This window comes from Cytophaga aurantiaca DSM 3654 (genome assembly GCF_000379725.1).
Classification (GTDB): Bacteria; Bacteroidota; Bacteroidia; order Cytophagales; family Cytophagaceae; genus Cytophaga; species Cytophaga aurantiaca.
Genome location: NZ_KB903662.1, coordinates 1 through 20,609 on the forward strand (window position 1 = coordinate 1; position 20,609 = coordinate 20,609).

Annotated in this window: 18 protein-coding genes and 1 pseudogene; 7 read left to right on the top strand and 12 right to left on the bottom strand. The window is 36.8% G+C overall.

Translation table 11 applies throughout. The annotated features are described in order from the left end of the window. The 4 genes and pseudogenes from A3EE_RS0114410 to A3EE_RS0114435 form a co-directional block, all read right to left on the bottom strand. Positions 1–1,337, bottom strand: a pseudogene (locus A3EE_RS0114410) (hypothetical protein); the annotation flags it as partial. A 466-nt stretch (positions 1,338–1,803) separates the two neighbouring features. Beyond that, the gene (gene nadD / locus A3EE_RS0114420; protein WP_018344144.1) at positions 1,804–2,376 is read right to left on the bottom strand and encodes a nicotinate (nicotinamide) nucleotide adenylyltransferase; all 573 of its coding nucleotides are present in this window, start codon (positions 2,374–2,376) and stop codon (positions 1,804–1,806) included. A gap of 16 nt (positions 2,377–2,392) precedes the next feature. Further along, entirely contained in the window at positions 2,393–2,962 is a 570-nt protein-coding gene (gene gmk, locus A3EE_RS0114425) for a guanylate kinase (protein ID WP_018344145.1), read from the bottom strand. 300 nt (positions 2,963–3,262) lie between these two features. Next, positions 3,263–3,868: a sigma-70 family RNA polymerase sigma factor gene (locus tag A3EE_RS0114435; RefSeq protein ID WP_018344147.1), complete on the bottom strand. Its 606-nt coding sequence runs from the start codon at positions 3,866–3,868 to the stop codon at positions 3,263–3,265. A gap of 100 nt (positions 3,869–3,968) precedes the next feature. On the opposite strand from A3EE_RS0114435, the gene A3EE_RS0114445 reads away from it, so the two are divergent. After that, on the top strand, positions 3,969–5,216 hold the full coding sequence (locus tag A3EE_RS0114445; RefSeq protein WP_033418133.1) for an O-antigen ligase family protein: 1,248 nt from the start codon (positions 3,969–3,971) through the stop codon (positions 5,214–5,216). A 289-nt stretch (positions 5,217–5,505) separates the two neighbouring features. Here the strand turns inward: A3EE_RS0114445 and A3EE_RS0114450 are convergent, their stop codons facing one another. The 8 genes from A3EE_RS0114450 to A3EE_RS0114485 form a co-directional block, all read right to left on the bottom strand. Beyond that, complete coding sequence (locus A3EE_RS0114450) at positions 5,506–6,267, bottom strand: glycosyltransferase family 2 protein (protein WP_018344150.1); 762 nt, start codon at positions 6,265–6,267, stop codon at positions 5,506–5,508. A gap of 5 nt (positions 6,268–6,272) precedes the next feature. Further along, positions 6,273–7,283, bottom strand: coding sequence for a glycosyltransferase family 9 protein (locus A3EE_RS0114455; protein ID WP_018344151.1), 1,011 nt, complete (start codon positions 7,281–7,283; stop codon positions 6,273–6,275). A gap of 34 nt (positions 7,284–7,317) precedes the next feature. Further along, a complete protein-coding gene (locus A3EE_RS0114460) occupies positions 7,318–8,103 on the bottom strand; it encodes a glycosyltransferase (RefSeq protein ID WP_018344152.1) in 786 nt (261 codons plus the stop codon). Between the two features lie 8 nt (positions 8,104–8,111). Next, positions 8,112–8,984 (bottom strand): glycosyltransferase family protein, encoded by an 873-nt coding sequence (locus A3EE_RS0114465; protein ID WP_018344153.1) that lies wholly within the window; start codon positions 8,982–8,984, stop codon positions 8,112–8,114. Between the two features lie 75 nt (positions 8,985–9,059). Then, positions 9,060–9,593, bottom strand: a complete 534-nt coding sequence (locus A3EE_RS0114470; RefSeq protein WP_018344154.1) for a hypothetical protein — start codon at positions 9,591–9,593, stop codon at positions 9,060–9,062. A gap of 383 nt (positions 9,594–9,976) precedes the next feature. Further along, entirely contained in the window at positions 9,977–11,284 is a 1,308-nt protein-coding gene (gene ahcY / locus A3EE_RS0114475; protein WP_018344155.1) for an adenosylhomocysteinase, read from the bottom strand. Between the two features lie 199 nt (positions 11,285–11,483). Continuing rightward, positions 11,484–12,590, bottom strand: coding sequence for a DUF4421 family protein (locus A3EE_RS0114480; RefSeq protein ID WP_018344156.1), 1,107 nt, complete (start codon positions 12,588–12,590; stop codon positions 11,484–11,486). A 47-nt stretch (positions 12,591–12,637) separates the two neighbouring features. Further along, on the bottom strand, positions 12,638–13,408 hold the full coding sequence (locus A3EE_RS0114485) for a biotin--[acetyl-CoA-carboxylase] ligase (protein WP_018344157.1): 771 nt from the start codon (positions 13,406–13,408) through the stop codon (positions 12,638–12,640). 49 nt (positions 13,409–13,457) lie between these two features. Between A3EE_RS0114485 and rsfS the strand changes: the two genes are divergently transcribed. The 6 genes from rsfS (at position 13,458) to A3EE_RS0114515 (ending at position 20,604) form a co-directional block, all read left to right on the top strand. Continuing rightward, complete coding sequence (gene rsfS, locus A3EE_RS0114490) at positions 13,458–13,835, top strand: ribosome silencing factor (protein WP_018344158.1); 378 nt, start codon at positions 13,458–13,460, stop codon at positions 13,833–13,835. A gap of 27 nt (positions 13,836–13,862) precedes the next feature. Further along, positions 13,863–15,944 (top strand): ATP-dependent zinc metalloprotease FtsH, encoded by a 2,082-nt coding sequence (gene ftsH / locus A3EE_RS0114495; RefSeq protein ID WP_018344159.1) that lies wholly within the window; start codon positions 13,863–13,865, stop codon positions 15,942–15,944. A gap of 9 nt (positions 15,945–15,953) precedes the next feature. After that, complete coding sequence (locus tag A3EE_RS0114500) at positions 15,954–16,601, top strand: LutC/YkgG family protein (RefSeq protein WP_018344160.1); 648 nt, start codon at positions 15,954–15,956, stop codon at positions 16,599–16,601. Beyond that, the gene (locus tag A3EE_RS0114505; RefSeq protein ID WP_018344161.1) at positions 16,585–17,358 is read left to right on the top strand and encodes a UDP-2,3-diacylglucosamine diphosphatase; all 774 of its coding nucleotides are present in this window, start codon (positions 16,585–16,587) and stop codon (positions 17,356–17,358) included. The genes A3EE_RS0114500 and A3EE_RS0114505 overlap by 17 nt, the downstream gene beginning before the upstream one ends. After that, the gene (locus tag A3EE_RS0114510; RefSeq protein WP_018344162.1) at positions 17,337–18,155 is read left to right on the top strand and encodes a hypothetical protein; all 819 of its coding nucleotides are present in this window, start codon (positions 17,337–17,339) and stop codon (positions 18,153–18,155) included. The genes A3EE_RS0114505 and A3EE_RS0114510 overlap by 22 nt, the downstream gene beginning before the upstream one ends. Before the next feature lie 97 nt (positions 18,156–18,252). Continuing rightward, complete coding sequence (locus tag A3EE_RS0114515; RefSeq protein WP_018344163.1) at positions 18,253–20,604, top strand: TonB-dependent receptor; 2,352 nt, start codon at positions 18,253–18,255, stop codon at positions 20,602–20,604. Positions 20,605–20,609: the final 5 nt, after the last annotated feature.

The following is a 20,609-nucleotide window of genomic DNA, read 5'->3' on the forward strand; positions in this document are numbered from 1 at the left end:
GCAGTAGTTGCACCGTTGCTCCAAAGCAGTGTTGTATTAGCAGATGGAGTAGCTGTTAAGTTGACAGAACCACCGGCACAGAAGGTTGCAGTTGGACCGGCAGTGATGGAGATAGTTGGTATAGGTAATTGTGTGATGCTGATTGGAGAGGATGTGCTTATACAGCCTTGATTGTCTGTGGCAGTAAAACTTACCGTACTTGTTCCGGAGACATTAATGGTGTTTGTTGTTGCACCGGTGCTCCACACAATATTTGTAAGTGATCCGGCATTTGCTGTCAATGTAACGTTACTGCCTGCACAAACAGTCGCTGATGCAGTTGTAATACTCACCGGTTGTGGAGCCAGCTTGAAGTGCATCCCATTGTATACATCTATGGAATTTAAAACGCTTATGCCACCCAATGTAATTCCTAGTTTTGCTATATCGTATGAACCTGCAGGTGTTACAAAACCTATATAATATTTATCGGTGCTGCCATCCAGTAATCTTAAATCAGCTAATGCAAAATTATTTTTTACAGCTACCGCTGTACCTGCGGTGTTATACGCAGTAATAATAATACTTGATAACAGATCTGCTGATACCAATGCTGGAGACTTTCCGACAGTGAAACCTACGTATTCGCCCGCAATACCTTTTGTTGTGAATGCCAGATCAAGATAAGATGGGCCAATGGCAGGTACAATAAGGCTTGCAAAGTCTGTAGTGCTTGCACTTACTGCGTTTGTCTCATTTGAAACATAACCCAATAAACCATTCGTCGCAAAAGCCGCTACACTTGTTGCGTAAATTGCAGTACAAGGTGTTTGCAACCGGGCATTGTATATTCTTAATTCATCTAATAGTTGAACAGAAAGTAAATTGTTTATTTCTAATGTTGCTTTCTTGATGTGATAAGATGCTGTTGCATCTGTCATATACTTAAGTGTATATACTTTTGGTCCTCCTCCGATGGATAGGTCTAGTCCTAACAGACTGCTTCCTGTTCCATTGGCAACATTTACATTGTTTTCATCATATAGACGAATTGTAATGTTGTTTAGCAGGGAAGTAGAGAGTAGACCTCCGATTGCCTGGATATCAAAAGAAACAATGTCACCGGCATGGCCGATCTGAGGAAAACTCACCGTTATGGATGAATTTGTTAAAATACCTGCAGAAGCAGATAGATAACCATAATTGGAGGCATCGCCATCTACTAAAAGATTCGCCTGGATAAAGTCAGACGAACTTGCGATTAGAGCATTTGCCTCAACAATTGTTTGGGCACGGCAAATAGTAAATGTTGAACTCAAGCCTATTGAGAACAACAAAAAGGTGTATAATTTTTTCATAGCTGGTTGAAAAATTTATGTGTCAAAAATAAAAGAACGATTAATTATATGTTAATTTATATCAATAATATTACATCATATAGCTACTTACGCCATTCTTTATTTATTGTTCTATACTATGATAAGTTTTATTTGCAATCTTTAATAAATACTTTTATTTATTTGAAAAATATAATTATAAGCTATAATATTGAACTAAAATGGCCTTTATTTGAATTTTACACCTTTATTAAAGCGGATAAATGGGTTAATCACTAATCCGAATCATTATTTATGCCAATTAACAAGCGTTAAAATGTTGAATTTTTTAAATAAATTACATTGTTTAAATGGTTGATTTTTTAAAAATAGAGCCATTTAAAATGGATATATTCTTAAGTCGGGAAGAAATAGAGAGTGTTTTATCAGATAAAGGCAAGGTGAATATCACCTGTATTGGGATTCAAAAAGGAGCGTAGATCAAAAATCAGTTATAATATTTTCTGGATAAAATGAGTTCTTCAACTTTATCACTCACAAGGTAACGAATGGATTTTTCCTGTTTAATCAGGTTACGAATGTAGGTTGCTGAAATCTCTATCAGAGGGGCATTAACCATTTTAATGCGGGGATGATTTTTTAATACTGAATCTTCGGCATTCGGTCTAGGGTATACATACAATAAAAAATGTTCAAGTATTTGTTCGTAATTTTTCCAATTGGTGAATTGAGGCAGGTTGTCTTCACCAATAATTAAAACAAAAGTATGCTGCGGGTATTTGTCGCTTAGATGTGTAAGCGTATCAATGGTGTAGCTCGGTTTTGGTAAGTTAAATTCAATATCGCTTGCGCGGAATTTTGGATTGTCGTGTATGGCAGCAGTAACCATATCCATACGATCAAATTCATGAAGCAGGGATTGATTTTTTTTGAATGGATTTTGAGGGCTTACTACAAACCACACTTCGTCCAGATCGGTTGTTTCAACCATTGTGTTGCCAATGATCAAATGACCCATGTGTATGGGGTTGAATGAGCCAAAGAATAATCCGATTTTCATAATAGACGCTTACAGACTATTTATCAAGAAAGGCATCTACTAATATATGTGCTTTTTCAAACGTCTCTTCCAGACGATCATTTATAAGTATTACATCAAATTTATCCTGAAAGGAAGATTCGTATTTCATTTTTTCAACACGCGTCTTTAAACTTTCTGCCGATTCTGTATTGCGGTCAATAAGTCTTTTTTCTAATTCTTCTAAAGAAGGAACTTTTACAAATATGGATAAGGCAATATCTCCGAATTGTTCTTTTAAACTTATTCCGCCTTTTACATCTACATCAAAAATTACATGTTTGCCCATGTCCCAGATACGCTGCACTTCAGAGCGCAATGTCCCGTAGTATCTACCCGGATATACTTCTTCCCATTCAACAAATTCGTTGTTTTGAATGCGGCGTTCAAATTCTTCTACTGATAAGAAATAATAATCTTTGCCATTGGCCTCTTTACTTTCACGCATTTCACGTGTACAGGCAGATATTGAAAATCCAATGCGAGGGTCTGTTTTTAGCAGATGCTGAACGATGGTGGTTTTACCAGAGCCGGAGGGAGCAGAAAAAATGAATAATTTTCCTTCCATAAACTTAGATACAATTTTTATTGATATTTCCGCGGATGCTGTCAATCAGAGTAGAAGGTACGGGGCGCTGTTCTAACTTATGCTTGATAACTTCTTTAACAGACTTTTCAATGTTGTAATGATTGTAGCAAGGGGCGCAATGTTCGATATGTTCCTGCAGATACAGAATCTCTTCTTCGGNACCTTCACCGTCTAAAACTAAATTAAGCTTACATAAGCAATCTTTGCAACAGTAGCGTTGTTCGGCTTTTTTGCCCACGAGTTTGTTTACAACCTCTTTAATGAAATCAATCATGTAGCTTAATCGTTTTTCTTTCGTTGATCCTTGTAACCCATTGACTGGGCGTATTCATTTAACTTTTCTTTTAAAACGTTTCTGGCTCTATGTAAGCGAGAACGAACCGTTCCGATCGGAATGTCTAATATTTTAGCCATTTCTTCGTAAGTGAATCCTTCCAGATCACACAGAATAATAATGGTTCTGAAGTCTACATCCAATGCATTAAGTGCATTAGCAACTTCATCTCCAATCATATTGTTTAATGAATCAACACGTAAATCGCTCGTGATTGTTTCATTTATATCATCTGAATTATAATAGGATTCAACTTCTTGATAATCGACTTTATTAGGCTCTTTCGTCTTACGTCGATATTCATTAATAAAAGTGTTTTTCAGGATTCTAAACAACCAGGCTTTGGCATTAGTTCCCTTTTCGTAAGAGTCGAAAAAGCGATACGCTTTTAAATAGGTTTCCTGAACCAAATCATTCGCATCGTCTTCATCAAAGGTTAACCGGTAACCAAAGTTGTATAACGGCCCAATAAGGTGCATGAATTCCTTCTCAAAAAGGCTGTCCTTTTCTTCCTTACTTTTGTAGGTTGTTTTGGAATTTTGCTCCTCCATTAATCAATATTGTCTATATTTACAGACCTTTTGGTATTGTTATCAATACCAAATATACACTTTTTTGTTAAAGTTGTAGGGTGTCAACCAGACCGTTTTCATGAATTTATCTTTTAAAAACATCCATTCCAATACTTCTTTTCTAAATAGCTGGTTCTTAATAGCAGGCATCATTGCATTGGTCGGTATCTTTTTTTCCAGAGCAATGATCAGCATAGGCATGATTGGAATTGTTCTGATTTTTATCCTTACAAAAAGTTGGGAGAAATCGTTCTCTTTCAGATCAACAGATCCGATCTTATTCTTTTTAGCTCCGATATTATTTATATATGTACTTGGTGGTATCTGGACAGAAAATCATTCGTATTGGCTGGATCGGATTGTAGTAAAGTTGCCTTTGTTGTTTTTACCCCTAGGGGCATGGGCAATCAAAGATATCCTCAGACAGTGTACAATAGATTTGCTGATCTTGATCTTTATATCCTTATGTGCCGCAACAGCATTGGGGAGCTTTGTATACTACATCCTTCATTTTAAAGAAGTAACAGAATCTTATAAGCACGCGAAAACAATCCCGACGATCATCGAACACATTCGATTCAGTCTCTTATTGGCAGTTGCTGTTTTTGCATCCATTCAGGCGTATTTTCATTCAAATCTGTTAACTACAAAAAAGCAAAAAAACAGTGTAGCTGCATTGGGACTTTTCATTTTTATCTTTCTTCATGTATTGTCTATCCGCAGCGGTTTGTTAGCGCTCTATGCTACAGGTTTTGTATGGTTAATCGTATATGTAGTACAAAGCGGAAAAAAGAAATTTTTACTGGTATTGCCTGCGGGCTTAGGCTTTCTGGTGCTGATGTATTTCTTTGTTCCTTCTTTACACAACAAAGCAAATTACATGGTGCGCGACATCAGTCAGTTTGCAACAGGTAAAAGTGTAAATAATTATTCGGATGGAAATCGATTGCTTTCGATGAAAATAGGTACGGAGGTAGGCCTCGAACATCCTATTATAGGTGTTGGCAGTGGAGATGTGCAGGATGCAATGAGTGCAGTATACAAAAATGAATATCCGGATATTGATAAACGTAATTGGTTAATTCCGCACAATCAATTTGTTTATATGTTTACCGCATTAGGTAGCATAGGTTTGTTGATCTTTATTGCGTGTTTGATTTATCCATTATTCAATCGGGATATCTTAAGCGATATTTTTTGTCTTGCTGTATTGGTAAGCAGTTATACATCTTTTTTATCCGAGTCTACCTTAGAGATTCAGCAAGGGATTGTATTGGTAAGTTTAATGTTCTGTTTGGCTTACTTGAGAAAAGTAGCAGTGCATTAATTTCAATAGCGTTCAAATCGATTCCATTTATATTAGTGCTTTTAGCACGTCTCACCGGCCTCATTTCAAATTGCGTTAAGAAATTTTGGTTCATGGAGCTTTTTGAACGCTACAACTAGTCCTTTTTCAGGACGATTTTGTAGCGTTCGCGGAATGAACCAAAATTTTAGCTTATTTGAAATCAGCCTTGATTTTTTGGTTCTTTTGTATCAAGACAAAAGAACAGAAGAATAAAAAAGAGAGATGGTAATAGATAAGAAAGGAGAACTGTTAAATTAACTAAACAAATTTATTTTTCCCGAAGATACCTATACTCATACAACTTATTATATTTCACAAATACATAAAATGAACTGATAATGGCCCAAAGCAGACCTGCATACCCATTCATAAAATTACGTTCAATAATATAAAATTTGAAAAAGTAAAAAGGTGCAAATAGAAAAATAAAAAAACGGCTTCTGGATTTATTTTTCTTTACCTGTTCAAGCGCACCTTTGGAAGTATATACATTGAATTTGTCAAAATATTCCGAAAGCGAAGCATAACTGTAATGCAATAGCTCACCTTGCAAAGATGCTACAGAACCGTTTACAATAAGTTTTTCATGAACTTCAGCCAGATCGTAATTACACTTATTTTTATTGAACAAGCGCACAATCGATTGCTTATTTTCTCTTCCGTAATTGAATTTTTGTCCGAAGAAAAATAACGTACGTGGTAATTCAAACGCTACAGCAGTTGTATGATGTTTCGGTAATTCTGTTTGAATGGATTGTTTTAATTCCTCTGTAAGCACTTCGTCTGCATCAATGTGCAACACCCAATCATTTTTTGCCTGTAAAACAGAAAAGTTTTTTTGTGCACCGAATCCTAAAAAATCCTGATGTATCACACGGCAATTATGTTCTTTACAAATAGCCAACGTAGCATCGGTACTGCCAGAGTCTACAACAACAATCTCGTCACACCAACTTAGTGAGCTTAAACATTCGTTCAATATAGCTTCGGCATTTTTTGTGATCAGTACGGCGCTTACAGGTATATTCACAATACTTATGAGTTAGGTGTGTTGTCTATTAATGCTTCGTATACATATTTCGGAGTGATACTTTGTATGCATGTACACGTTCCGGTTGTGCGGCAAAGGTCGCAGCTTTTGGTGCTTACCAATGCTGTTGATCTGGATCCCAGCGGGCCCCATCTGCCTGCATGCATCGGTCGTATCGGTGGATAGATTCCGATGGTTTGTTTATTCAATGCTGCTGAAATATGTAATGGTCCGGTGCTGCATGCAACCGTAGCATCACAGATATTAATAAATTCAATAAATTCCTGCAAAGAAAATTTCCCCGTAATATCGGTTACGTTTTGTTCTGAGAATATTTCCGGACATTGTTCGTGAATCAATTTGCCTTCAGCTGATGTGCCGCTGATGTACACCTGATACTGAAGCGGAGAAAGCAATTGAGCCAGTTTCCAGTAGTTGCTCAATGGCCATTCCCGTGCGCTGCCTTTAGACTTTGTATGGAATATAATATGTTTTTTAGCCAATGGATTCAACACCGATTGCAAGCTTGAATTGCTTTGAACTTTTAATAAGGTATAGGTTTTTATTTTTTCAAGATCGGGAATCGGATTTTTAAACCACGGCGACAGCAAATAAAAATTCAACTGCGATTCATGCAAGGGAGAATTTTTTCTTGAAAAAGAAATGCGTTTGTTCAGATACAGCCAATGATACCAACGATTCGCAGTCCCAACCCGAAGAGGTACCTGCTTACGGATCTTTTTTTCTAATGCTTTATCCGGAAATGCAAACAAAATAGCTTCAGCCTGAACATTACTTGGAAGGCCATTTTCAAGAAGAGCTGCACGGTCTAGGAAAACATCCACATGCGGACAAGCTTCAATAATTGATCGGGTATAAGAAGAGCCGATAAAATAAATGAGGATGTCTTTGTTCTGTTCTTTTAAAAATGCGGCAAGCGGAAGCGTTACGATCACATCACCGATACTGTCCGTGCGGGATATGATAATGCTTTTAGGTAGGTTGCCTGCTTTCATTTTTAATGAATCGAATTGGAAAGTTTACGTTAGATTAATGATTATTTAAACCATTCGTACAAAACGCTTTATTTAATTCTATTTTTTGATACATCAATTGAAGATTATGTTGAATGTCGTCTTCAGCATAATTTGAATCGTGATGTATGTGGTATTGTATTGCTTTGAATTTTAATGAATCAAGTGTGTACCCGATTTTCAATAATCTCCACTCAAGATCTGCATCTTCTCCGACACTTGCTTTTACATAGTCTTCATCAAAACCGTTGATTGCAAGTAGTCCTTCTTTTTTAAGAGAAAAGTTGCAGCCCATCAATCCTTTTTTCTTTCTTGGTACCCATGCGTAGGGAAGGTAAATACCTTCTTCTACATAGGTAGATCCTGCTAAGACGATGTTCAATAAAGATAAACGTTTTAATGAATCATCTGCAAGCAATTTTTCTGAAAGACTTTTGGCGACCATTACTCTTCGTCCGGCAAGTATGGTTTTTTCTTTGGTATTTAAATAATGCTGCGCCAAACATTCGCTATGGGGAATACAATCTCCATCGAAAAAAACAATGACTTCTCCACGGGATTGTTTAATGGCTTCATTTAATATTCTATTTTTTCTGAAGCCAATATCTTCCTGCTGTACAACGTTAATCGGAAAAAATGCTTTGCGTTGAAACTCTTCCACGAAGCGCAATGTCTTTGGATCGTTATTGTCTTCTGCAATTACTACTTCAAAATCTTTGAAGGATTGTGTTAACAATCCCTGCAGCAACAACGACAGACAATCCAGTCGCTTGTAAAATCCAATGATAACGGAGATCTTCATAGATTAATTTATGAACGGATTTTATAATTTTTATATTCACCGATTCTCCAGCCTGTAAGTTTTTCAACAGAAATTTTTAAACGGTGTTTGAAAGAAAGTTTCTTTTTACGAAGATCGAATTTGAAAACCCAGTTTTGCTTATTAATGCGCGGAAGCATCACTGCCGGATGTGTACCGGTAAATGCTTTTAATGAATTGATTTCCGAATAGTCGAACAGTTCTATCTCTTCAATTTTAGACTCGATCCATTCATCGTTGTGCCAGTATTTTGAAAATGATTTTGCTTTCTCAACCTGAAAAGCAGGATTTTTTACCCAGCCGTAATGGTAGATGTATGCATCAATTAATTTAACATGCAGTTTTTGATTGTTCTTTCTGAAACCCTGTGCATCTCTGTAAGATCGAATGTTCCGGTCGTTTCGGATGATGCGGATTTCTCTTCTATACCAGTTCGGAGCATCTCCTACATATTCATACGAACCGTAAAAATGTTCATACTTGAAGAGTAATCCTTCAATGGAAGTATCTGTTAAATTTGCTTCCATAGCAGATTTGATTGCCGGAAGATATTTTTCATGAACGGCTTCATCTCCCTGAATATAAAAACACCAATCCACATCCGGTGAAATAGCATCCATTGCTTTGTCTGTTTCTACAGCGAGTACTCGGCCGCCTTCACGAAGGGTATCGTCCCAGATTGTATGAATGATTTTTATTTTAGGAGAACCGATTGATTGTATCAATTCTTCAGTAGCATCTTCAGAGTTGCCGATTGCTACTACAAATTCATCGCAGATGGGCAGGATAGAGGTGATGGCCTCAACGATCGGATAATCGTACTTTACTGCATTCCTGATAAATGTAAAACCTGCAACTTTCATAATCGGGCATTTTCATGCAAGATAATTAAAAGTATGCAGACTGCTAACCTTTTGTTCTATCGTTGATAACGATGATTATTTGTGTGCAGGCACAATTGCCGGAGTTTTATTTTCTGGAATGCTGTGCAATAACAGTTGATTGTGAATAGCCACAAAGTCTTTATGTTGGAAAGAACTGATGTGCACTTTGTTTGTTTTAAAACAGATCGTCAATTCTTTCCAGGCGTAATGCCTGTCGTATTTATTGAGAATGGTATAATATAATGCTTTGCAGAATGTATGTGTTTTTTTATGACCAATTAATGGACGAACGATCACATCTGTTGGCGTGATTTCGATTTTCTTTGTTAAGGTTAAATTAACTGCAGCTGCAATAAATACTCCTGCCCATAAGATCATTGCTGAAATATCAAGGTAGTTACAATTACCCTCTGCAGCTTTGTAAAAGGCGATCAAAATAAACGTCGAAAAAGTCATTAATAAGATAGAAAGCAGAATGGAAATGTGATACGCCCATGATACACCCTGGCGAATTCTTCTTTGACAGTTAATAATGGAAGTAGTTATTAAACCTAATATGATTAACTCTATAAATATATTCGTTTCCATAGCTGTAGGTGTTTAGAGTTTAACTTTTTACATAATCTGTTTTTACATATCCCTACTGTATTTTGTATTATATACATTCTCCCTTCATTTCAATGAAAGACAAATGCCGTGTCGTTTTAAAAATAATCGACTCAAGACTTTCTAAAATGCTTGTAATTTTTTGCTGGTATTATAATAAACGTTTAGCTATTTCTTTGGTTCTAAAAAAATCAAATAATTTTGAACATGTGGTAATTATGATAAAAAAGACAGTTTTTATATAAAATAAATTCAACTTTTCATTTCAACAAAGTGAATTTTATGATGTAATAAAAAAAGTGATAATTCATAAAAAAGCCCCGCTTTAAGCGAGGCCTTTTTTGAATTATTGGAGGAATCCAGAATTAGTATCTGTATTCGTTGTTTTTATATGGTCCATCAACTGTTACGCCGATATAGGCAGCCTGATCAGCAGATAAAACTTCTAATTCAACATCAATTTTTGCTAAATGCAAACGAGCTACTTTTTCATCCAATGATTTAGGTAAGGTATAAACCTTATTCTCATATTTAGATGCGTTTTCCCATAATTCCAGCTGAGCAATTACCTGGTTAGAGAATGAGCTTGACATTACAAATGAAGGGTGACCTGTTGCACAACCAAGATTAACCAAACGGCCTTCCGCTAATATAATCACATCATGACCATCAACATTGTAAATATCAACTTGTGGTTTAACAGTAACTTTTGTTGAACCGTAGTTTTTGTTCAACCAAGCCATATCAATTTCGTTATCAAAGTGACCGATGTTACAAACGATCGCTTTATCTCTCATAGATTTGAAATGCTCGCCTGTGATGATGTTTTTGTTACCTGTTGCAGTAACAACGATATCTGCACGTTTAACAGCGTCAGCCATTTTCTTCACTTCAAAACCATCCATTGCAGCTTGCAATGCGCAGATCGGATCGATTTCAGTAACAAGTACACGTGCACCTGCACCTCTTAACGAAGCAGCAGAACCTTTTCCTACATCACCGTAACCCGCTACAACAGCAACTTTACCAGCCATCATTACATCTGTAGCACGACGGATACTGTCTACTAAAGATTCTTTACAACCGTATTTGTTGTCGAATTTTGATTTAGTTACAGAGTCATTGATGTTGATTGCAGGTAATACTAAAGAACCATTGCGCTCTCTGTCTTTCAAACGAAGTACGCCTGTAGTGGTCTCTTCTGAGATACCACGGATATCTTTTACCAATTCAGGGAAACGGTCTAAAACCATGTTTGTTAAATCACCACCATCATCCAGGATCATGTTCAATGGCTTACGATCTTCACCGAAGAATAATGTTTGTTCAATACACCAGTCAAATTCTTCTTCGTTCATACCTTTCCAGGCATAAACAGAGATACCAGCAGCAGCGATTGCAGCAGCAGCATGATCTTGTGTAGAGAATATGTTGCAAGATGACCAAGTTACCTCAGCACCCAATTCAATTAATGTTTCAATCAACACAGCTGTTTGGATCGTCATGTGAAGACAACCTGCAACACGTGCACCTTTTAAAGGTTTTGAAGGGCCAAATTCTTTACGAATTGACATTAAGCCCGGCATTTCTGCTTCTGCTAATTCAATTTCTTTTCTTCCCCATGCAGCTAGGGAGATGTCTTTAACTTTGTATTTTACAAATGTGTCTACCATTTTTTTAGAATTTTACCTTTTGATAATTAGTACAAATATAATTTATAAACCATTGAAGTTCAAATGTTGTTTAAAATTCCAAAACTTTAGTTTTTTATTCTATTAAGTGTGTTGAATTGAGAATATTTTACTGTAAATCTTGATAAAATGCCTTTCTAATAGATTTTATTTTGGATGGATGGTAAAACAAAAAATACCTTCATTCGCTTTTTTTATTTTTCTTCGGAATATGGTCTTCCATCTGTTTTTGCATGAAATCTACTTCCTCTTTCATGATTTTCAATGGATTGAAACGATACCCAACAAAAAATTGATATGTTAGCTGCACACCATCTGTATATACAGCAGTGTTTTCCTGACGATAACTTTCTCCGCCTAGATTCAAGTTGCATCCGGTAAAAAAAGATCGTCCATTATAACCAACGGCAAATCGACTATCCCAACCTAAAATTCGGTTGTTTTGATTGGTATATGTACTGCTGGTGTAAAAATCTGTTTTAAAGTGAGAACGTAAATAGCCAATGTATGGAACAACTGCAATAGAGGCATAAAAGTATTTTTTAATAACAAATACGTAATTATAACCTATACCTAAATTTATTTCTAAGTTATCCGAACGTTGTTTCGTATGCGTTGGTGAGGCATCTTCTTTATCGTTTATAATGTAATACCGGTATTTTGATTGTATAATGAAGCCTCCCGTACTTTTTAATTGACGGTCGGTTTGTGTTGACAAAGCTTTCAACGAGAGACGTGGATTAAATGAGTATCCGCTAGAACCTATAAAACCTGTGTACTTCAGATCAGGGAATTGTATATATGGATCACCTTGCTTCCAGGTTGAGTTATAGTCTTTGGTATTGTATAAATAATATCCTCGTACGCCTGAGTATCCAATGGATTGAAAAAAATGTCTAAAGATGAACTCCATCCCAAGCGCAAATTCTTTTGTTTTTCCTTGAGTTTCTTCATCACCATTGCCAGGCAAAAATTTAGGTGCGATTCTAAAACCTCCGGATATAAAACGGTAGTTAAAACTCATTCCTGCATACGTAGCAGTATTTGGATATAGATTGATGTTTTGTCCGCCGTTATTGCGGATGTTAAATGTTTCTGTGGCGTTGCTCATAGAAGCTTTTATTCCTACATAATTATCCATGCGTTCTATGTAGCCATTTTCAACAACTTCTTTTAGCGTATCTGCTAATTGTGCTTTACAAAAAGCCGGAAGAATTATTAATGAAAATAAAAGAATTATCTGCGATACAAAAGTTCGGAATGAAATGATGTAGATTAAAAATTGCATCGTACTTATTGTTTGGACGAAACCTCAATTAAAATAAACTATATAAATTAACGGAATATAAATCGAACTTCCTTGAACTGATATTTTCTTTTTGCTCCGGATTCTTTTTCCATAAGTAGAGTTCCATTTTCTTCAATGCTCCTTATGTATCCCATAAAATCTCCTTCTTCATCCTGATAGGCATGCAATGTGTTTAATGCATATAGCTTGGATTGGTAAAGATTCAATAATTCATGTTTCAGTCCTGCGTTCAGTTGTAAATAAAACATTTCAATATGTTCGCAGAGTTTATCAAATAACTCCTGCAGATTTATTTCCACACCTGTTTCCTGCATCACAGAGGTAGCTTGCGGCAGATCAAAAAGTACTTGATTTACATTGATGCCGATGCCCATCACAACCGAATTTATTTTGTCGCCGCGTAAGGTATTTTCAATTAAAATACCACTCACTTTTTTATTCTCAATGTAAATATCGTTGGGCCATTTCACATAAACCTGTTTGTTGGCAGGAAGCAATTTTTCAAGTGTTTCCACGACTGCTAAAGAGGAAATGATGTTCAAGTAAAAAGAATCTGCAATGGGGTACGAATCGGGGAAAAAAATTGCCGAAAATGTCAGATTCAAATTGGGTGTACTTAGCCAGGTATTTCCTTGCTGGCCACGACCTGCAGTCTGCTCGTTTGTTATGACTATCAAGCCATTAACAGCACTTTTACTACGTACGAGTTCACTGGCAACAGTATTGGTCGAGTGACAGCTTGGCAGAAAGTGTATACTTTTCCCCGTGAATTTTGTATTGGCTGAGTTATTGTACAATGGAAATTATTAATTTTAAGTTAAATTTCGATAAATAGAATCAAATTAGGTGGTCGAAGCAAAAAATAAAACGAAAAAAGCGTCTTTAGCTGATTTAATTGTGATGGGTATGCAGGAAAAGAAAGCCCAAAACATCACGGTTATTGATCTGAGGAAACTGAAAGAGGCTGTTGCCGATTATTTCATCATCTGTTCTGGGAACTCAGATACTCAGGTAGATTCTATTCATGACTCTGTAGATGAAGTTGTTTTTAAAACAGACAACATTCACCCGTGGAGAACGGAAGGATCGATGCAGAAGGAATGGATCGTGGTTGATTATGGTGACGTTGTAGCGCACATATTCAGAAAAGATAAAAGGCCATTCTATAACCTCGAAGAATTATGGGGTGATGGTGTGATCACAAAAATTGAAAATTTAGACTAAGTATTCGTTCTTAAAGGATAGAAATATATGAGTATGCCAGAAGATAATAAGAAGAAAAAAAATCCAATACCTAATCCCGCACAAAGAACAAATTATCAGATTTTTTTAATTAGCGCACTTTTACTTGTTGTATTAGGTATTGCGCTGTTTAGCAGCTCTGGTGATATTCAGAAGATCCCTAAAAAGAAATTCTTCGAGATGGTGCTTCAGCACGATGTAGATAAGATTGTTTTGGTGAATGACCGTATGGTTGAAGTTACATTGAATAAAGAGGCTCTTGAAAGCCCTCGTTACGATGCATATTTCAAAAAGAACAAAGGTTTCTTATCCGGTACGGGCAAATCTGGTCCGCATTTTGAATTTGAGATTTCGCCTTCGTATGATATTGAAACGATTTACAATGAGTTCCTTGTTAAAAACAATGTACCTGAGGCAAACAGAATTCCGATTGAAATAGACAGCAATCGCGCAGAGGTAACAAACCAATTGGTATCCTTAGGTATTTGGGTATTGATCTTTGTTGGGATCTGGCTGTTGTTTAGACGTATGTCTGGCGGCGGTTCAGGCGGACAGATCTTTAACATTGGAAAATCTAAAGCTGCTTTATTCGATCAGGATAATAAAGTAAAAATTACATTCTCGGATGTTGCAGGTTTAGATGAAGCAAAAGAAGAGGTTAAAGAAATTGTAGACTTCCTAAGATATCCAACCAAGTTCACGAAGTTGGGTGGTAAGATTCCTAAAGGCGCGTTGCTTGTAGGCCCTCCGGGTACAGGTAAAACGTTATTGGCAAAAGCCGTAGCAGGTGAAGCGGGTGTTCCGTTTTTCTCGTTGTCCGGTTCAGATTTCGTTGAAATGTTTGTTGGCGTTGGTGCTGCACGTGTGCGTGATTTATTCAAGCAAGCGAAAGAAAAAGCTCCATGTATTATCTTCATAGATGAGATCGATGCGATCGGTCGTATGCGTGGTAAAGGCGGTTCTATGCCGGGTTCCAACGACGAACGCGAAAATACATTGAACTCGTTATTAGTTGAGATGGATGGTTTCGGAACAGATTCAGGTGTAATCATTCTTGCGGCAACAAACCGTCCGGATGTATTGGATTCAGCATTACTTCGTCCGGGCCGTTTCGATCGTATGATCAGTATTGACAAACCGGATATCGTTGGCAGAGAGCAAATATTCAAAGTGCATTTGAAACCATTGAAATTGGGTAAAGATGTAGATGCGAAGAAAATTGCTGCTCAAACTCCAGGCTTTGCCGGTGCAGAAATCATGAACGTATGTAACGAAGCAGCATTGATCGCTGCCCGTAAAGATAAATCTGAAATTGAAATGCAGGATTTTCAGGATGCAATTGATCGTGTGATCGGCGGTCTTGAAAAGAAAACAAAAATAATTTCTCCGGAAGAAAAGAAAATTGTTGCGTATCACGAAGCAGGTCACGCAGTAGCAGGCTGGTATTTAGAGCACGCAGATCCATTGGTAAAAGTAAGTATTGTACCTCGCGGTGTTGCTGCATTGGGTTATGCGCAGTACTTGCCGAAAGAACAGTTCTTGTATACGGTTGAACAGTTGACAGACGAAATGTGTATGGCACTTGGTGGTCGTGCTGCTGAAGATATTGTTTTCAATAAGATCTCAACAGGTGCATTAAGCGATCTGGAACGCATTACAAAAATGGCGTACGGGATGGTGTCGATCTATGGTATGAATGATAAGATCGGTCAGATCTCGTTCTATGATTCGAAAGCAGGCGACTATACGTTTAACAAGCCATACTCTGAAGCAACGGCACAGACCATTGATGAAGAGGTTCGTAATATTGTGCATGAAGCATACAACAGAACAAAGAAGTTGCTGATCGATAAACGTGATAAGCTTGAAATTATAGCAAAACAATTGTTAGAGAAAGAAATTTTATTCCAATCTGACTTAGAAAAATTGATCGGTAAAAGACCGTTTGATACGGAAACAACCTATGAAGCATTTACAAACAAAGTAGACGCTCCATTGCCGCCATCAAGCATCATTCCTGATCCGGTAAAACAAGAAGGAAACGAAGGCTCTTCAACGTACAATACAAACGAAGGCTCATATAATAAATAGTTTGTTGAGATGGCTCTGAATCCCTCTAAAGAAGCAATATTAAAAAAAATAAGACAAGGTTTGACTCGGAGGAATGCACTTCCTCCTGAGCCAAACTTTACGTCTGATATTTATACTAAGTCAGAAGAAGAAGATTTATCTGTTGTGTTTGCACAACAGTTTTTACAACACAAAGGAGAATTTTATTTTGTTGAAAATGAAAAAGAACTTTGTGAAGTGGTAGCAAAGGTTGTTTCTGTAAAACAACTCGAAAATATTTTTGTATGGGAAAAGGCACTAATCGATATGCTTGCTCCTTCTTCTTTAGTATTTGACACAAGTGAAAAAGATTTTGCTTTAGCAGGCGTTGGCATTACAGGCTGTGAAGCGTTGATCGCACGCACAGGAAGTGTTTTAATAAGTTCTGCAAACTTATCGGGCAGACGTTTGTCGATCTATCCACATGTGCACATTGTGATCGCTAAAACATCACAGCTGCAGTATGATATTAAAGATGGCTTAGAATTTATTCGTACAACGTATGGTGCAAATATCCCTTCTATGATCTGTCTGGAAACGGGTCCAAGCAGAACGGCGGATATTGAAAAAACTCTTGTACTTGGTGCGCATGGTCCTAAAGAATTACTTGTCTTTTTAATTGATGATTCAGCAAATTAAGACCGTAGATAAAGGTAAAAAAATATATTTCTTATCCGATCTTCATTTAGGTGTTCCTACGCATGAAGAAAGCCGAAAAAGAGAAGATAAAATTATTCGGTTTTTAGATTCAATAACTCCTCAGGCGCAGGCCATTTTTTTAGTAGGCGATATATTTGATTTCTGGTTTGAATACAAACATGTAATCCCAAAAGGTTTTATAAGGCTGCAAGGTAAGATTGCTGCTTTAACCGATGCTGGTATTCCTGTATATATATATACCGGCAATCATGATCTATGGATGTTCGGATATTTAGAAAAAGAATTGGGCGTTACTGTATTTCATAAACCCATTGATTGGGAAATCGCAGGGAAGAAATTTTTGATCGGACATGGTGACGGATTAGGGCCCGGTGACTTTGTATATAAATGCACAAAAAAAGTATTTGTTAATCCATTTTTTCAATGGGTTTTCAAGATGACACCGCCCGCAATTGGCATGGGTATTGCAAAGTTCTGGTCAGGAAAAAGCCGTCAGCACAATGCCGACGACCGTTTTTTTGAAGAAAAAGAATTCTTGTGGCAATATTGTAAAGAACAGAACGTCTTAGTAGAAAGAGATTATTATATTTTCGGTCATAGACATATGCCCTTGGATTTACCGGTAGGCGATCACGGCAGATATGTAAATATCGGAGATTGGATCGTGTTTGATACCTATGCTGAATTTGACGGAAGCGCACTAAAACTTATATCATGGAAAGAAACCACAGATTAGTACTTGGGTTTTTATTTTTTCTTATCACAGTAACTGGTTATTCTCAGGTAATAAAACCGCTTAGTACTTCTAAAATTCCAGGGCAGATCGGATGCGTATCGTCGGATGCATACGGTTTCATGTATTTAACAGATCAATCCGGCAATATTTATAAACTGGATTCCGTAGGCAAACAATTTGTATTGGCATCGCCGCCACGCAGAGGGCAGATCACTTCTATAGAAGCATCACGAAACGTAAATATTTTTGTTTTTTACAGCGAATATCAAGTCTATTATTATTACGATCGTTTTTTAATGCAATCTCAGTCATTAACATTTTCGAATTCAACGGTTGGCTTTGCACGGATTGCAACACCTTCTTTAGATCAAAATGTATGGCTTGTCGATGATCAGGATTTTAGTTTGAAAAAATATAACTCTACTTATTTATCTGTAGATATTACTACACCTTTGGATCTAATAATAGATCCCGAAGTGTACGATATGAATTTTATGAGAGAGTATCAGAATTTATTATTTATTAATGATGCGAATTCCGGGGTGTTAATTTTTGATAACATGGGGAATTATAAAACCCGCATTCCGGTAAAGGGATTGAAGTACATAAGTTTTTCAGGCGAAGATCTGGTATATATAAAAGACGGAAGTCTGTATCTTATTAATATATATACTTATAAAGAACGGAAGTATACAAACGATTTGTTTGCAGGAGCCACAGCTGCAGTTTTAACCAATAAAAGGTTACATGTAATAAATAAGGATACCTTGTTTATTTATTTATTCGAAGAAAAATAATTTCTGCGTAGGGGGGCAATACAGAAATTATGTCTTATAACTGAAAGAGGAAAAGCCATCCTTATCATTTCAATAAAATAGCATCAATTGTAATAGAATGAAATATCTAATTTGTTTTTGTATCAGTTTTTTTCTTGCTATAGGTTATGTGAATGCACAAACAACCTATACAGTATCAGGTAAAGTGGTAGATTCAACAGGTAGTCCGTTGGCTGGCGTAATTGTTCGTACAAGCGATGGAGCAATCGGTTCAGCTACAGACGGCGACGGATTATTCAAATTGCAGGTGCCTAAAGGGGAGTACACAATCATCATATCTTTTTTTGGATACAAAGAACAACAGAAAGTTATTCAGGTTAATAATAACATAATGTTGGCGATTACAATGGAAGAAGATCTGGAGATGGCAGATGAAATTGTAATTACAGGAAAGGCACCCGATGAAAATGTTACAAATACCAAGATGGGTGCTACTGAATTAACAGTCGAAGAAATAAAAACATTACCTGCATTATTTGGTGAAGTAGATATTGTTAAGAACATTCAAACCTTGCCGGGTGTTCAGGTTGCCGGCGATGGAAATACAGGTTTGTATGTGCGTGGCGGCGGTGCAGATCAGAATTTAATATTGGTAGACGAGGCCCCTGTATATAATGCATCACATTTGTTTGGTATCTTTTCGATTTTTAATGCGGATGCTGTGCAGAGCGCGGAGTTGTACAAAGCCGGTATACCTTCTCAATACGGCGGAAGATTGTCGTCTTTGTTAGATATACGTTTGCGAACTGGCGGTGCAAACAAAAAGAAATTTTCTGCAAGAGGGGGGATTGGTGTAATAGCAAGCCGCTTAACAGTAGAGGGTACATTTGACAAAGGAAAAGGATCGTATATTTTTTCAGGAAGAAGATCGTATGCGGATTTGTTTTTATTACTGTCTTCAAATCCTGAGACAAGAAAAAACAAATTATACTTCTATGATCTGAATGGGAAAATGACGTATCAATTCAATAAAAATAACAGCTTATCTGTATCATCGTATTATGGTAAAGATGTTTTTAAATTTGGAGGTTTGTTTGGAATGGGCTGGGGTAATTTTACATTCACTGCAAATTGGAATCACATCTTTACAGATAAAATTTTCTTAAATACGATCTATACACATTCTGAATATAGATTCAATTTAGGTATTGGCGGTACAGACGATCCTCAGGCATTTGATTTCAAAACAGGTATTACTGAAAACAGCATCAAACAGGATTATCAATATGTGCCAAACATTCGACATGCCTTTCACTTTGGATGGTCTGTAAGTCAGCGGGAGTATAACTCAGGGAATTTTGTTCCTGCAAGTTCAAACTCAATTTTTGAAGCAACTCAGATTCCGAAATACCATTCCTTAGAAGGGGCGTTGTTTGCTTCAAACAAGCAAAAACTTTCAGAGAAATTGACGTTGGATTACGGCTTAAGATTGAACATGTTTAATAATGTTGGCACAGGTACAGTAAATCATTATGATGGACATCCGGTTACAGGAACAAAAATAGATTCTACTGTATATGGTCAAGGAGATATTATAAATACCTTCTGGGGACTTGAACCCCGCATTGCTGCACGTTATATTCTGGATGACCAAGCATCGGTTAAACTTGGCTTTAATCGCAACTACCAATACATCCATCAGATCTCAAATTCATTATCTCCGGTACCATTTGATGTGTGGGTGCCAAGTAATGATTATTTCAAACCAGAAGCTGTGAATCAATATTCTGTCGGATATTTCAGAAACCTGAAAGACAACACGTATGAAACATCTGTAGAAGGGTATTACAAAACGTATACAAATTCGATTGATTACATTGATAATGCCAATCTGTTGCTAAACCCGCAAATCGAAACACAGGTATACACAGGAAAGGCCTGGAGCTACGGTGCTGAGTTCTTTCTTAAGAAAAAGAAAGGACGCTTGACAGGATGGGTAAGTTATACGTTATCATGGAGCTATAAAAAAATCGATGGCATTAATAATGGCGAAAAATATTTTGCCGGGTATGATCGCAGACATAATTTAAATGTGATTGCATCATATAAAATCAGTGAGCGTGTAACATTCGGCGGACAATTTGTATTTGGAACAGGCCGACCAATGGGCTTACCAAATGGCGGGTATCAAATTGATTATTTTTGGTTGGGTACCTATCCGGAAAGAAACTCGTACCGATTGCCAAGCTATCATCGCTTAGATCTTTCAATAACAATTGACTCACGCAAAAAAGAAGGCAGAAAATGGGAAGGCAGCTGGAGTTTCTCGATCTACAATGTGTATGGTTTCGCTCACATCAATCCATGGACGGTTATAGCACAAACAAATAAAGACACGGGCAACAAAGAATATGTAGCCATTTATTTCCCGGCTCCAATACCATCTGTTACCTATAATTTTAAATTCTAATTTGT